Raw genomic sequence first — 13,559 nt, 5'->3', positions numbered from 1 at the left:
GCCCATGCCAGGGGCGGACCGGGGCTAATTCAAGTTCCAGCCGGAGTAAGCAGCATTTCCCGTCCCAACGCAGCAACCGGGATTGCTGCTACGGCAAGTTTGAGAGATCAAATATGTTGGCAGACGTCAGCCATATCATTGTCGTCGATGATGATGCCGCTTTGCGGCAGATGGTGATCGGATATCTGGAAGAGCACAGTGTGCCGAGCAGGGCCGCATCAAGCCGGGTCGAACTGCATCTTCATCTTCAACGAACGCAGCCTAGTCTGATCATTCTCGACCTTCGTCTAGGTCAGGACGATGGATTGGATATGCTGCGGGAAATTCGCGCACATTCCGATGTGCCTGTCATCATCACGACCGGGCACCGGCTCGACGAAAGCGACCGCATCGTTGGGCTCGAGCTCGGCGCCGACGACTACATCATCAAGCCATTCAGCTTGAGAGAGCTCCTGGCGCGAGTCCGCGCCGTGTTGCGGCGTCAGGAGATGGGGCGGGCCGCGCGTGCCCGTGAACCAGAACGCGGCGGCTATCGCTTCAACGGCTGGAAACTCGAACGTCGCGGCCGCAGTCTGATAGACGTCAACAACTCGCAGGTCCCCCTGAGCAAGGGCGAATACGCCTTGTTGCTGGCTTTTCTTGAAGCGCCGCAGCGCCCGCTGACGCGCGAGCACCTGCTTCAGGCGACCCGCGTCCACGAAGACATCTTTGACCGGAGCGTCGACGTTCAAGTGCTGCGGTTGCGGCGGAAGCTGGAGACCGACCCGAGCGCGCCGCGCATCATCCAGGCCGAGCGCGGCGTTGGTTACGTCTTCACTATCCCGGTCGAGCCGTTCTAGGCTGCGACGATTGCAATTGGATGCTGGGCGCGAACGCGGTCCGACTTGCGGGGGCTATCCTGCGCCTATGGCCGGGAGATGCAGCAGCGCGAATCGTCCACAAAGAGCGGACGGTGTGTTGCTATTTTTCTGGCTTTTGGACGAACCTTTCACTCGCTACCTTTCGCCCCACTTAGGCAGCTTGTTTGAGGTTTGCGCGCTTCCGTCGCCACGTAAAGTCGACTCCAAAGGGGTTTTGACATGCACAAGAACGCCTTCACGCCCGACAATGCCGCGATGGTGCTGATCGACCACCAGGTCGGTACGATGTCGTGGACGCACTCTCTCGATATCAACATCGTCAGGAAAAACGCGATCAAGCTCGCGCAAATTGCGAAGGCTTTGGAAATGCCGGTGGTGTTGACCTCGAGCATGGAGGATCAGATCAATTTCACCGGCCCGCTCATCCCGGAGCTCGAACAAATCCTGCCTGAGGCATTTGCTGCAAGGATCCGGCGCCCGGGTATCGTCAACGCGATGCACCACGAAGGCTTCAACAAGGCTGTCAAGGCAACCGGTCGTGAAAAGCTTTTCGTGGCCGGTATTACCACTGAAATTTGTATCACTTTTCCAGTGCTGCAAATGCTGGAGGAGGGGTATGAGGTGCAGGTATCGGCTGACGCCTCGGCTTCGTTTTCGCAAGTCGGTAATGATCTGGCACTGCAGCGCATGCACAAGGCGGGCGCAGCTATCGTGACCGTTCCACAGATCGTTTCCGAGCTGGCGCTCGATTGGACCAGCCCGAACGGCAGGAAGCTGGTCTCGATCATTGAATATTCGTGAGGCCCGTCGTACGAGCGGCCTCTCGGCTGCGGCCACGAACCTTTCGCTGGCGATAGCGACGACGGTATTTCGTCGATCGGCAAGTCGGCTTCGTGACTGGCGCAACGACTATCCGGCTCGAAGCAGCAGGCTGCAGTTGTAACCGTTTTTGCTGTAGCCGTGACGCCCCCGTGACAGGGGAGCTTCAGGATATCTCCTGCAAACATCGCGCAGGAGAAATCTTCATGCTGAAACAGTACCTCTCTTCAAACGTGAATCGGATGGTTCGGCCTTCCCGGATGCGTATCGGCCAGATCGCGCGCGGACTCGGCGGCAAGCTCGTGCGCGCAGTGTATCCCGATATGCCGGGATACACTCGACGGCCGCCTTTGGCGCCGGCTGTGGACGCAGATAGTCCGACCAGCCGTTGGTGGAGGACGGGCCTGGCGTTCTCCATCGGAGGTTTAGCCCTCTACGGCGAGTGGCTGCATCCGAGCACGACGTTCATCGCTGAGGCGGCGTTGGTCACCGCACATGCGGCGTTGGTCACCGGACGAGCTCGCCAGGCGCGCCGAGCCGGTGGCTGTCCGCCTTCCATGGCGCACGGGCATGGCAGCTTGCAGCCGCCAAGAGTCGCGCCGGAACTCGCAGCGAGGGTTGAGTTACGTCTGCGTCGCCGCGGAAACTGGATGAGCGAGCTTAGGGAGAAGTTTGTGGCGCTGTGGGCGCATTGGCGCCGTGAGCGGGAGATCAAAAGTGCGATCGCCGCCCTGTCGAAATACGACGAGCGGACCTTGCGGGACCTCGGCATCCACGGCCGAGCGGATATCGAGCGGATGGTGAGGTACTGCCGTGATTGCTGACACGGCTTTTGCCGGTCGACCGGAAATCACAGAGTTCTTGATGTGCGAAGCGCAGATGTGCCCAAAGCACGTGACCTCGGCGAGCGCCATCGCAGAGAGCTAAATCACCCATCAATCTTCACTGCCAACAGAAATCGACGAGGACGGCGATCGTCCACGTCTGGCCAACTCAGAGGATCCCGCAGATGTACAAATTGATCCGGACCATTATTCCAATCTTGCTCCTCAGCGGCCGCGCCGCTGCCGCACACGTGATTGCGCCGGGAAGATTGTTGATCAGTTCGGCGAGTGTGCAGATCGCCTCGTCACAGCCATCCGGCCCGATTGGACGCGCGCCAGTTGGCCATCGACAGCCGAAGACCAGAGATGTCCTTTTTGAAACCCCGAACGACCTCGAACGGCGCAGCGAAGAGGACATCAAGATCGATCGCAAGCTCATCATTTGCCGCGGCTGCTGACCAAAGCTGTCCGCGCCCTGTGCCGAAAGTCCGGCTGATACCAGCGTGCACCCGGGACAGGGGATCCATCCAACTGTTTTCGATCAGTACAAGTCGGCAGACGGCAAGTCGTTACGTCTGTGACTGACTATCTTCAAAGAAGAGCGCTCCTGTTACAGGAGCACCGGGCCACGGCCGCGCATCATCACTATGTGAACGAGACTCGCCCGTTGCTGCCGCGTGTACCCAATCCGTCTTACTGACCAATGATGGCGTTGATCTCTTCCTCGAGGAGGGCGCCATAGCGTTCGATGACGCCGGGCCCGACCTTGGCGCAGAGCAGCGTGAAGCTGAGCGCTGCGCCCGGCTTTTCTCCAGGCGTCATGATCGGCATGCCGACGCCGGCAATGCCTGGAATGAGCTCGCCCATATCCACCGCGTAGCCCCGCCGGCGGGTATCGGCGATCAACTGCCGAACCTTGTCCTTGGTGAGGTTACGATAGGATGCGTAGCGCCCCAGATTGGCGCGGATGATGTAATCCTGCTCATCTTCGTCGAGGAATGCGAGCATCGCGATCGAGCCGGGGCCGACGCCGAGGGGCACGAAGCCGCCGATCGATCCCGTCAGCGTCGGCACGATGCATTCGCCGTCGCGCCGGTCGAGGCAGACTGAATCGTGGTTGAAGCGGGCCATAAGATGGGTCGTGTCACCGGTGCGCCGCCTGAGCCGGGTCAGCGCGACTTCGCAGCGGCTGATGATTCCGGGACCGCGGGCCGCGCGCACGCCGTAGATCGCCATGCGCGCACCCAGCCGGTAGCGCCGTTTCTTGTCGTCGCGCGCGAGCAGCTTGTGGCCGACCAGCGTGTTGAGGATGCGGTGACAGGTGGCGGTGTTGAGCCCGGAGCGCGCCGCTAATTCCTTCAGCGACAGGCCGTCGACGCCGCCATCGGCGACGAGGTCCAGCAGGACGACAGTCCGGTCGAGCAGCTGGGCTCCACTAGAAGATGGCTGGGCGGTCGGCGACATAAAATCTCATATTATGAAAAAACTGCCGTTGGCAACTTGTCTAATGAGAGAGATCAGCCTCCAATGATGAAAATTAGGTCGCTCAGCGGAGGTGCACATTTTTCGAGCGGCCTGATTTCTGCATTGAACAAAGTTGACGGCTAACGCGGCGTTGCGGCAACAGCGCCCGAAGGCCCTGATTTATCCAGGGGAACAGGATGGCAGGCTTCAAGAGAATGATGGGCGCTTCTGCCCTCGCGCTCGCGACCTTCTTCGTGGCTGGCGCCGCGCTGGCGGGGACGCTCGATAACGTCAAGGCACGCGGCAAGCTGATCGTCGGCGTGAAGAATGACTACGTGCCCTACGGCTATTTGAACGACAAGGGCGAAGTCGTCGGCTTTGAGGTCTCGCTGGCCAAGTACGTTGCCAAGGAGCTTCTCGGCTCGGAGGACAAGATCGAACTCGTGCCGGTCATCGCTGCCAATCGCATCGATTTCCTGACTGCCGGCCGTATCGATGCGATCTTCGCCACACTTGGCGTGACGACCGAGCGCGCCAAGGTCATCGACTTCACCACGGAATATGTTTCTGCCGCCGGTCCATCGGTGCTGATGGCCAAGGAGTCGACGATCTCCAAGTGGGAAGAGTTGAAAGGCAAGTCGGTCTGCGGCATTCAGGGCTCCTACTACAACAAGAAGATGACTGAGGAGTTCGGGATCACTCTCGTCGCCTTCAAGACGCAGCCGGAAGCCTATCGCGCGCTGAAGGACAATCGTTGCATCGGCTTCGTCTTCGACGATATGACGCTTCAGCAGAAGCTCAAGGAGCCCGATTGGGCGAGCTACAAGATCGCCGTTGCACCCTATGAATTCCAGCCGATGGCGGGCGGCCTGCGCAAGGACGATGCCGAGTTCCGCGAAGCCGTCGACAAGGCCATCGACAAGGCCGAAGCCGAGGGCAAACTGATCGCGTGGGAGACCGAGTTCGGCATGCCGCACTCCGACTATATTGCCGCGCGGGCAAAGGCTGCGGCGGCGAAGAAGAACTGACGGACGCGGAGCCGCAGCCCTTGTTAGGTCTCGACTATTCCTGGCTCGCGGATCCAGCGTACCAGCGATGGCTGCTCATCGGTGTCGTCAACACGCTGAAGCTGGCGGCGCTCTCGTCCAGCGCCGCCATACTCATCGGCATGCTCGGGGCTCTCGGCTTCACCCTGCGGATATTCTGGCTTGATGCCCTGATCGAGCTGTTCGTCGAGGTGTTTCGCAACACGCCGCCGCTGCTACAGATGCTCTTTGCCTATTTCACGCTCTCGACCCTCGGTCTCAGGGTGACCGATCCTTCGACCGGGCTGTCAGTGCCGCTGCTCAGCGCCTTTGCTTGTGCTGCGATATCGCTCAGTCTCTTCGGCGGGGCACTGGCCATCGAAGCGTTTCGCTCAGGTATCGAAACCATGCCGCGGTCGATCGTCGATGCGGCGCGGTCACTCGGGTACGGCCGGTGGGCCCGCTTCTGGCGCATCGAGGCACCGATCGCGACCCGCATCTGCCTGCCGGGGCTGACGAACATCCTGACCAATCTCTTCAAGACGACGTCGCAGGCGTCCGTCATCACCGTGCCGGAGCTGATGTACTACGCCGGGCAGATCTACAATGACACGTTTCGCACGCTGGAGGTGATGATCCTCGTGCTCCTCATCTACGTGGCGCTAGTGTCGATTCTCACACTCGCAATGGCGAGGCTCGAGGCCTTTATGGCCTTCCCGGGATACGGAAGGGGGCTTTGATGGCAGGGTTTGTGCTCCACTACGATGACAAGAAGCGCGCCGTTCAGTTGCTGATCACCCTTGGCGTAGTGGTCTGGATTGCTGTTGATGCTGCGACGGGTGGCTCGGCTTACTGGACCCGCGTGTTGGTGCGGCTTCCCCTGCTTCTGACCGGTTCAGCAACCGGTTGGCCGGTCACCGGCGGATTCGTTCTCAACATTCTCCTTTCGATCGCTTCCATGGCGCTGGCGACCGCGCTCGGCACGATCATGGGGCTTGGGACGCTTGCGCGGGTCGGATTGATCCGAGTGCCGAATCTTCTGTTGGTGAATTTCCTGCGCAATTCACCTTGGCTCGTTCTGCTCTTTGCCACGCTCTATTTCCTGCCCTTCGAGATGCGAATCTTCGGCACGATCGTTCCGTTTCCACCATTCGTGAAAGCCGTGATTGGCCTTGCGCTGCCGACCGCGGCGAATTTTTCCGAGGTGATCCGCGGCGCCGTCCAATCCGTTCACAGCGGCCAATGGGAGGCGGCACGTTCACTCGGCTACAATACTTTCCAGATCTATCGCCACGTGATCATGCAGCAGGCGATGCGGCGCATGATCCCTGGCTGGATGAATCTCTATGCGCCCTTGATGATCGCGACCGCGCTTGCCACGGTCACCGGAATCCAGGACGTCCTGACGATCCTGAACACTCTGCTCGCCATGGAGAACGAGCGGGTGATCGTCTATTTCTATCTGACCATTCTGTTCCTGTTCATCCCCTATTGCTATCCGATCGCAGCCATCGCGCGCCGGCTGGAACGTGCCGTGAAGGGAGATAGCCTTTGAGCCGTATCGAAGCGCTGATCGAGCTCGACAACGTCCGCAAGTCCTTCGGCGACTTCGAGGTTCTCAAGGGCATTTCGATGTTCGTGCAGAAGGGCGAGGCCGTCTGCATCATCGGCCCCTCCGGATCGGGAAAGTCCACCATCCTGCGCTGCATCAACGGCCTATTTCCGATCGACGAAGGCTTTATTCGCGTCGGCACGCATCGCGTGCACGAATTGAAGTCGGATAAGGCGATGCGGTCGTTGCGCCATCAGGTGGCGATGGTGTTTCAGCAGTACAACCTGTTTCCGCATCGTACGGCGCTGCAAAACATCATGATGGCGCCCATCCAGGTGCTCGGGCACGACCGCGCCGAAGTCGAGGAGCGCGCCCGCAAGCTCCTGAAGAAGGTGCGGCTCTCCGAGAAGGCGGACAGCTACCCGGGTCAGCTCTCCGGCGGCCAGCAGCAGCGCGTGGCGATCGCCCGCGCGCTCGCGATGCAGCCGGAGGTGATCCTGTTCGACGAGGTGACGGCGGCGCTCGATCCTGAAACGGTGAAGGACGTGCTCTTCGCCATCCGCGAACTGGTGGAGGAAGGCCTCACCTGTATCCTCGTGACGCACGAGATGAAGTTCGCCCGGGAGGTCTCGCAGCGTGTCTGCTTCACCGATCATGGCCTGATCGTGGAGAGCGCGCCGCCTGCAGAACTCTTCGACAATCCGCAAGATCCGCGTACGCGCGAATTCCTCGGTCAGGTTCTCTGATCGCGCCGTTCCACGTTCAAAGAAAGACAAGCCGGAAAGGCTCGATCCATCATGCCCCGTTTTGACGATATCTATGCCAAGGACTTCAAGGAGGCGCCCTATTGGTGGGAGGCTGCCGAACCGGAAACCAATCTCGATCCCTTGCCGGAACGCGCCGACGTCGTGGTCATTGGCTCGGGCTATGCGGGGCTGAACGCGGCGACTCATCTGGCGCGCGCCGGGCGCTCGGTCGTCGTCATCGACGGCGACCGGATCGGGGAGGGCGCCTCGACGCGGTCGGGCGGTATGGTGTCGAGCGGTCAGAAGCTGGTGGTGAGCGGCGCGATCAAGGGGATCGACCCCGTGCTGTTCTCGCGCCTGATCGGCGAAAGCAATGAGAGCTTCGACTATCTGAAGATGCTGGTCGAGACGGAGAAGCTGGATGCCGGTCTCGCGCTCACCGGCCGTTTTTTCGGCGCTCATGCCGCGCTTGACTACGCAACCCTGAAGCGGCATGGCGCGCTTCTGGCGGAAAAGACCGGCGTCACCGTGCGCTTCCTCGATCGGGAGCAGCAGCGGGCTGCGATCGGTTCGGACTATTACCATGGCGGCATGGTGATCGACCAATATGGCGGTCTGCACCCGGGCAAGTATCACAAGGCGCTGCGCGACCGGGCGCGCGCCGCTGGCGTCGTGCTGCGCTCGCATGCGCGTGCGGGCATGGTGCAGGACGGAGCGGGCGAGGAGAAGATCGTGCCGACCGCGCGGGGCAGCATCCGGGCCGCGCACGTCGTTGCAGCCACCAACGGCTACACCGCCGCCGATACAACGCCGGGGCTCGCGAGCCGCATCGTGCCGGTCAAGAGCTATCAGATCGCCACCGAGCCGCTGCCGGCCGATTTGCTCGCCGAGCTGATTCCGCAGGCGCGCATGGTGTCCGACACGCGCCGTGACCTGATCTATGCAAGGCCGTCGCCCGACGGCACGCGGCTTCTGTTCGGGTCGCGCCCGGGCATCTTCGACAGGCCGGACAAGCTTGCCGCCAAGCGGCTCTACATGCGCATGCTGACCATCTGGCCGCAACTTGCGGGCGTGAAGATCACGCATGCGTGGAGCGGGCGTGTGGCGATGACGGTCGACAAGCTCGCGCATCTTGGTGCCCGTGATGGCACGGACTTCGCAGCCGGCTGCAACGGCAACGGCGTCGCGCTGATGACCTATCTCGGCTATCAGACGGCGCGGAAAATTCTCGGCGAGCAGAACATGCCGTCAGCCTTTGATCGGGACAAATTCACCGCCGTGCCGTTCTATGCGGGCAAGCCGTGGTTCGTGCCGCTCTTTGCCGGCTGGTATCGCTTGCGCGATTTCCTCGATCGCCCGGGAGGCTGAATGGGAGCTGCCCGCTATTCCGGTCCGCCCGGATGGTGCGGCAACGAACGCCCGAGCCGTATGGTTTTCCAAGCGCTCGTCTTGAAGGAGGACAATTTGTCCAGCATAATTCCCGAGCTCGTCATCACGCCGCAGGAGCTGCCGGCGAAGGTGGACGTCGTCGTCATCGGCGGCGGCATCATCGGCGTATCGACCGCGCTTTCGCTGGTTGAGCGCGGCGTCAGCGTGGCCTTGTGTGAAAAGGGATTGATCGGAGCGGAGCAGTCGTCGCGAAACTGGGGTTGGGTGCGCCAGATGGGCCGCGATCCGGCCGAGTTGCCGCTTGCCATCGAGAGTCTCCGGCTTTGGCGCGGCATGAACGCACGCATCGCCGGCGAAACGGGTTTTCGGCAGACGGGCATCGCCTACCTCTGCGACACCGATGCCGACGTCGCGATGCATGAGGAGTGGCTGAAGCATGCCGCCCCGCTTGGTCTCGATTCCCGCCTCGTCAGCGGCGAGGCGCTGAAGACGCTCATTCCCGGAGCGACGAAGCCGTTCCGCGCCGCATTGCACACGCCGAGCGACGGCAAGGCGGAGCCCTTTATCGCAGTCCCGGCGATGGCGCGGGCCGCGGCCGCCAAAGGCGCGCACATCCTCACCAATTGCGCGGTTCGCTCCATCGAGCGATCGGCCGGTCGGGTGAGCGGCTGTGTGACCGAGCGCGGTGAGATCCGCTGCTCCTCCGTGGTTTTGGCGGGGGGAGCCTGGTCGCGCTTGTTCGCTGGCAACATGGGCATCGATCTTCCGGTCCTGAAGATCCTCGGCAGCGTCGTCCGCCTGTCCTCCGTCGACGGCGTTCCGGATTTCGCAGTTGGTGCGGGCAACTTCGCTTTCCGTCGCCGTTTGGACGGCGGGTTCACTGTCGCTCAGCGCAACGCAAATATTGCGCCGATCACGCCGGACAGCTTCCGTTTGTTCTGCGATTATACACCGACGCTCATCAAAAGCTGGAATGAGCTGACACTTCGCATCGGCGGTCAGTTTTTTCGTGAGCTGTCGATGGCGCGAAGTTGGCGGAGCGACGAAGTTACCCCTTTCGAACAGGTCCGCATTCTCGATCCCGATCCGTCGTGGCGATTCGTTCGAGGCGGCGTTCGCCATTTGCGCGAGGCTTTCCCGACGTTCGGCGACGCCAAGATAACAAAGGTGTGGGCCGGCTTGATGGACGTTACGCCGGATGCCGTGCCGGTCATGGCGCCGGTCGGCTCCGTTCCCGGCTTCTATCTCGCCACAGGTTTCTCCGGTCACGGGTTCGGTATCGGCCCGGGCGCCGGCGCGTTGATGGCAGACCTGGTGACCGGATCGACGGCTTGCGTCGATCCGGCTCCGTTCCGGATCGAGCGATTCAAGCGGTTGAAGAAGGTCGCCTGATTTGAGCCTTTTGTGTCCGTCGATCGCGGATCGCGGCGCCCCTACATCGGTCAGAACTTTAGACTCGAACCCGGAGAGCACGCCATGAGCGAGCAAGCAGATTTCGTTGTCGTAGGTCTTGGCGCGATGGGCAGTGCGATCCTTTACCAGTTGGCCAAGCGCGGCGTGCATGCGATCGGAATCGATCGTTTCGTGCCCCCACACCGCATGGGGTCGAGCCACGGAGAAACCCGTATCACGCGGCAGGCAGTCGGTGAGGGTGGCGTCTATGCTCCACTCGTCCTCAACTCTCACCGGATCTGGCGTGAGCTCGAGGCGGATACTGGAGAGAAGCTTCTGCATGATTGCGGCGTTCTGGTTATGGGGCCTGGCACGGGACCGACCTCGCACCATGGCAAACCGGACTTCGTCGCACGCTCGGTCGAGGTCGCACGCGATTTCGGCATCCAGCACGAAATTCTCGACGGTACGGAAGTTGCACGCAGGTTCCCTCAATTCCTGGGCCTCGCAGGAAACGAGAGGGCTTACTATGAACCTGGCGGCGGATATGTTTTTCCGGAGCGCTGCATCTCGGCGCAACTGAGCCGCGCCGCGCAACTCGGCGCACAAATCCGTACCGGCGTTAAGGTTCTTTCAGTCGACCAGCACGGCATTGTCCGTGTCGAGACCTCAAGCGGAACGATTGAGGCACAGCAGGCTGTGGTGACGGCCGGTGGCTGGACGGCGCCCTTGCTGGGAGCGCCGTTCGATCGCCTGCTGACCGTCAATCGCCAGGTTCTTCACTGGTACGAACTCGACGATGCCGCCGCTTACGGGCCTGACGCGCCGGTGTTCATCTGGATGCATGGCGCGACCGATGTCGACTATCTCTATGGCTTTCCACCGCTGCCGGGCGATCGCTGCATCAAAGTCGCGACCGAACAGTATGAGACGCGGACGACCGCTGATACCATCAACCGCGAGGTCGATCCGGCAGAGTCCGCCGAGATGTACCGCAGGCACGTCCAGGGACGGATGGCAGGTGCGACGCCGCGCGTGGCTCAAGCGGCCGCCTGTCTCTACACCGTCCGTCCCGATCGTGGGTTCATCATTGATCACCATCCGCGTCACGATCGCATTTTCGTGGTCTCGGCATGTTCCGGCCACGGTTTCAAGCACTCCGCCGGAATCGGTGCTGTGGTTGCCGAACGATTGACCGGTGGGCGCAACCATATCGATCTGACTTCGTTTGCGATCGCACGTTTTGAGTAAGTCCGGCCGCTCTCCCATAGATGGACCAGCGCTTCGAAATGCGCTCGATCGACCAAAGGGCTCCGTCAGGGGGCGCTACGACGATCCAGCGGAAAAGCAGTGGGAACTGCCGGCCGATCTCGCAAGACGCATAGCGCGCGTCTCGGAGATGATATGAGCCGATAGCTCACGGCCTATTGAGCTGCCGGATCATTCTCGCCGATGCTGGCTCTCCAAGGTTCTTCCCGGCGCCCTCAGGCGTCAGCTTGCTCTCCCTGCCAAGAAGCGAAATTCTTTCTGTTGAAAGTGGTGCATGCTTGGGCAATGAATGTATCGCAATGACCTGAGCGGGATAGCTCGGAAGCGGTACCGTGGACTGCGCGAGCTGCAAATCAAGATCAAGCTGTTGAATTTACAAAGATTCAAGTTCTCCGTGGCGCCCATGATGGATTGGACCGACCGGCATTGCCGGGTGTTCCACCGTCACCTCACCCGACGGGCGCTGCTCTATACGGAGATGCTGACGACCGGCGCCGTCATCCACGGCGACCGGGAACGGCTGCTTGGGTTCGATGCGATCGAGCACCCGGTGGCGCTTCAGCTCGGCGGGTCGGATCCGCGCGAGCTCGCGCTGGCGGCGCGGATCGGCGAGGATTTCGGCTATGACGAGATCAACCTCAATGTCGGTTGTCCGTCCGACCGCGTGAAGGACGGCCGCTTCGGCGCATGCCTGATGGCGGAGCCGGAGCTCGTGGCGCGGTGCGTCGATGCGATGAAGCGGGCGGTTGCCGTTCCCGTCACGGTGAAATGCCGCATCGGCATCGATGATCAGGATCCTGAATTGGCACTCGATACGCTTGCGCGCGCGGTGGTTGCGTCCGGCTGCGACGCGCTGATCGTGCACGCCCGAAAAGCCTGGCTCAATGGATTGTCGCCGAAGGAGAACCGCGACATCCCGCCGCTTGATTACGATCGCGTCTATCGTCTCAAGCGCGCGATGCCTGATGTGCCTGTCATCATCAATGGCGGCGTCCCGGGCATCGACGAGACGAAGGCGCATCTGGCGCATGTCGACGGCGTGATGGTCGGCCGCGCCGCTTATCAGGATCCGTGGCGCCTGCTCTCAGTCGATGCCGAGATCTTCGGCGCGCCTGCGCCGCACGTGACCATGCAGGACGCATTCGAGGCGATGATGCCCTACATCGAGGAGCAGCTCGCGCGCGGGACGCGGCTGCACGCCATCACGCGGCATTTCGTCGGCGCGTTCCACGCCGTTCCCGGCGCACGTGCGTTCCGCCGCCATCTCGCCGAGCAGGGTGTGAAGCCGGGCGCAGGTGTCGACGTGCTCCGCGATGCGATCGCGCGCGTCGGTGCGCGCGTGCCGGCGGAGGCCGCTGCTTAGCAGCGCCCACCACGGAGAATGAGCCGGATCGCAAGATCCGGCCCTTCGTCGATCCGCAATCAGCGGAACAGGTCGAAATGATAGTTCACGCCGACGCGGAAGGTGTGGAACTTCGCTGCATTCCAGTCCGGCAGATCGTCGTGCTTGAACTCGGTGTAGAGATACTCGGCCTTGGCCGACCATTTCGGCAGGAACGCCCACTCGACGCCGCCGCCGGCGGTCCAGCCCATCTTCATCTTGTTGATCGGGCCGTCTTTCAACTCGCCCGCGGCGAGGCCCGCGGTCCCGAAAAACAACAACCGTGAATCCATCGTGGCGATGCCGGCGCGGGCCCGGCCGGTCATGAACCAGGGAATGCTCACGGCGGCGCTGTTGAGGGCGTCGTGGTTCTTGATGTCTCCACCCTCGAAGTCGTTCTCGATGCCGACCACGAACATCGGCGAGAGCTGATAGTTGTAGCCGATCTGCACGCCGCCGAAGGCGCCCTTGACCTTGCCGCCGCTCACGCCGACGAGGTTGTTGAATGCATCGTCGCTGCTCTCGGCGTAACCGGCGTTGAAGCCCGCATACAGGCCGGTCCACGAATAGACCGGCTGCGGTGCCGTGTAGGCGGAGGAGGGCGCCGCATAGCGCGGCGACAGGTCGGCAGCGCTGGCACTGCCTGCGGCGAACGCGGCGGCAAAGGGCAGGGCGCGCATCGTGCGGCGTAAGGCGGCTCTGGCAGTCATGACTCAAATCTCCCACTTGGCCGCTTCCGGCGGGAAGCAGCGCTTGTCCAACCCCGATCCGGGAATGTCATCCGTTATAAACCGACCAGGCGGTTTGTAAATAGCGGAAATGCCACACCCCGGCGCAT

At 61.9% G+C, this 13,559-nt stretch carries 14 protein-coding genes; 12 read left to right on the top strand and 2 right to left on the bottom strand.

Going from position 1 to position 13,559, the window contains the following annotated elements:
• Nucleotides 1-113: 113 nt before the first annotated feature.
• The 4 genes from IQ16_RS14390 (at nt 114) to IQ16_RS14375 (ending at nt 2,961) form a co-directional block, all read left to right on the top strand.
• Nucleotides 114-839: a response regulator gene (locus IQ16_RS14390; protein WP_018645457.1), complete on the top strand. Its 726-nt coding sequence runs from the start codon at nt 114-116 to the stop codon at nt 837-839.
• A 240-nt stretch (nt 840-1,079) separates the two neighbouring features.
• On the top strand, nt 1,080-1,661 hold the full coding sequence (locus IQ16_RS14385) for an isochorismatase family protein (RefSeq protein WP_018645458.1): 582 nt from the start codon (nt 1,080-1,082) through the stop codon (nt 1,659-1,661).
• Between the two features lie 224 nt (nt 1,662-1,885).
• Nucleotides 1,886-2,503 carry a YjiS-like domain-containing protein gene (locus IQ16_RS14380; protein WP_026312387.1) on the top strand — a complete coding sequence of 206 codons (618 nt, stop codon included), beginning with the start codon at nt 1,886-1,888 and terminating at the stop codon, nt 2,501-2,503.
• 185 nt (nt 2,504-2,688) lie between these two features.
• On the top strand, nt 2,689-2,961 hold the full coding sequence (locus IQ16_RS14375; RefSeq protein WP_018645460.1) for a hypothetical protein: 273 nt from the start codon (nt 2,689-2,691) through the stop codon (nt 2,959-2,961).
• A 235-nt stretch (nt 2,962-3,196) separates the two neighbouring features.
• On the opposite strand, the gene IQ16_RS14370 is transcribed toward IQ16_RS14375, so the two are convergent.
• Nucleotides 3,197-3,967, bottom strand: a complete 771-nt coding sequence (locus IQ16_RS14370) for an IclR family transcriptional regulator (protein WP_018645461.1) — start codon at nt 3,965-3,967, stop codon at nt 3,197-3,199.
• Nucleotides 3,968-4,164: 197 nt separating this feature from the next.
• On the opposite strand from IQ16_RS14370, the gene IQ16_RS14365 reads away from it, so the two are divergent.
• The 8 genes from IQ16_RS14365 to dusA all read left to right on the top strand — a co-directional run bounded on the left by IQ16_RS14365 (nt 4,165) and on the right by dusA (nt 12,703).
• Nucleotides 4,165-4,995 (top strand): transporter substrate-binding domain-containing protein, encoded by an 831-nt coding sequence (locus IQ16_RS14365; protein ID WP_018645462.1) that lies wholly within the window; start codon nt 4,165-4,167, stop codon nt 4,993-4,995.
• A gap of 20 nt (nt 4,996-5,015) precedes the next feature.
• Nucleotides 5,016-5,732 carry an amino acid ABC transporter permease gene (locus IQ16_RS14360; RefSeq protein WP_018645463.1) on the top strand — a complete coding sequence of 239 codons (717 nt, stop codon included), beginning with the start codon at nt 5,016-5,018 and terminating at the stop codon, nt 5,730-5,732.
• Nucleotides 5,732-6,547, top strand: coding sequence for an amino acid ABC transporter permease (locus IQ16_RS14355; protein ID WP_018645464.1), 816 nt, complete (start codon nt 5,732-5,734; stop codon nt 6,545-6,547). Before IQ16_RS14360 ends, IQ16_RS14355 begins: the two co-directional genes overlap by 1 nt.
• Entirely contained in the window at nt 6,544-7,290 is a 747-nt protein-coding gene (locus tag IQ16_RS14350; RefSeq protein WP_018645465.1) for an amino acid ABC transporter ATP-binding protein, read from the top strand. The genes IQ16_RS14355 and IQ16_RS14350 overlap by 4 nt, the downstream gene beginning before the upstream one ends.
• A gap of 51 nt (nt 7,291-7,341) precedes the next feature.
• A complete protein-coding gene (locus IQ16_RS14345) occupies nt 7,342-8,658 on the top strand; it encodes an NAD(P)/FAD-dependent oxidoreductase (RefSeq protein ID WP_018645466.1) in 1,317 nt (438 codons plus the stop codon).
• A gap of 96 nt (nt 8,659-8,754) precedes the next feature.
• Entirely contained in the window at nt 8,755-10,071 is a 1,317-nt protein-coding gene (locus IQ16_RS14340) for an NAD(P)/FAD-dependent oxidoreductase (RefSeq protein ID WP_026312388.1), read from the top strand.
• An 84-nt stretch (nt 10,072-10,155) separates the two neighbouring features.
• Nucleotides 10,156-11,322, top strand: a complete 1,167-nt coding sequence (gene solA, locus IQ16_RS14335) for an N-methyl-L-tryptophan oxidase (protein ID WP_145831534.1) — start codon at nt 10,156-10,158, stop codon at nt 11,320-11,322.
• 307 nt (nt 11,323-11,629) lie between these two features.
• On the top strand, nt 11,630-12,703 hold the full coding sequence (dusA, locus tag IQ16_RS14330; protein WP_018645469.1) for a tRNA dihydrouridine(20/20a) synthase DusA: 1,074 nt from the start codon (nt 11,630-11,632) through the stop codon (nt 12,701-12,703).
• A gap of 59 nt (nt 12,704-12,762) precedes the next feature.
• On the opposite strand, the gene IQ16_RS14325 is transcribed toward dusA, so the two are convergent.
• Nucleotides 12,763-13,431, bottom strand: a complete 669-nt coding sequence (locus IQ16_RS14325) for an outer membrane protein (protein WP_018645470.1) — start codon at nt 13,429-13,431, stop codon at nt 12,763-12,765.
• Between the last annotated feature and the right edge of the window lie 128 nt (nt 13,432-13,559).

This window comes from Bradyrhizobium huanghuaihaiense (assembly GCF_007830635.1).
Lineage (GTDB): Bacteria > Pseudomonadota > Alphaproteobacteria > Rhizobiales > Xanthobacteraceae > Bradyrhizobium > Bradyrhizobium huanghuaihaiense.
This window is presented reverse-complemented; position numbering and strand designations above follow the sequence as displayed.

What these genes read in the sequence shown, in the direction of transcription:
- IQ16_RS14365 (WP_018645462.1), top strand. Translation starts at nt 4,165, where the DNA reads ATGGCAGGCTTCAAGAGAATGATGGGCGCTTCTGCCCTCGCGCTCGCG.
- IQ16_RS14375 (WP_018645460.1), top strand. Translation starts at nt 2,689, where the DNA reads ATGTACAAATTGATCCGGACCATTATTCCAATCTTGCTCCTCAGCGGC.
- IQ16_RS14325 (WP_018645470.1), bottom strand. Translation starts at nt 13,431, where the DNA reads ATGACTGCCAGAGCCGCCTTACGCCGCACGATGCGCGCCCTGCCCTTT.
- IQ16_RS14390 (WP_018645457.1), top strand. Translation starts at nt 114, where the DNA reads ATGTTGGCAGACGTCAGCCATATCATTGTCGTCGATGATGATGCCGCT.
- IQ16_RS14355 (WP_018645464.1), top strand. Translation starts at nt 5,732, where the DNA reads ATGGCAGGGTTTGTGCTCCACTACGATGACAAGAAGCGCGCCGTTCAG.
- dusA (WP_018645469.1), top strand. Translation starts at nt 11,630, where the DNA reads ATGTATCGCAATGACCTGAGCGGGATAGCTCGGAAGCGGTACCGTGGA.
- IQ16_RS14385 (WP_018645458.1), top strand. Translation starts at nt 1,080, where the DNA reads ATGCACAAGAACGCCTTCACGCCCGACAATGCCGCGATGGTGCTGATC.
- solA (WP_145831534.1), top strand. Translation starts at nt 10,156, where the DNA reads ATGAGCGAGCAAGCAGATTTCGTTGTCGTAGGTCTTGGCGCGATGGGC.
- IQ16_RS14370 (WP_018645461.1), bottom strand. Translation starts at nt 3,967, where the DNA reads ATGTCGCCGACCGCCCAGCCATCTTCTAGTGGAGCCCAGCTGCTCGAC.
- IQ16_RS14380 (WP_026312387.1), top strand. Translation starts at nt 1,886, where the DNA reads ATGCTGAAACAGTACCTCTCTTCAAACGTGAATCGGATGGTTCGGCCT.
- IQ16_RS14345 (WP_018645466.1), top strand. Translation starts at nt 7,342, where the DNA reads ATGCCCCGTTTTGACGATATCTATGCCAAGGACTTCAAGGAGGCGCCC.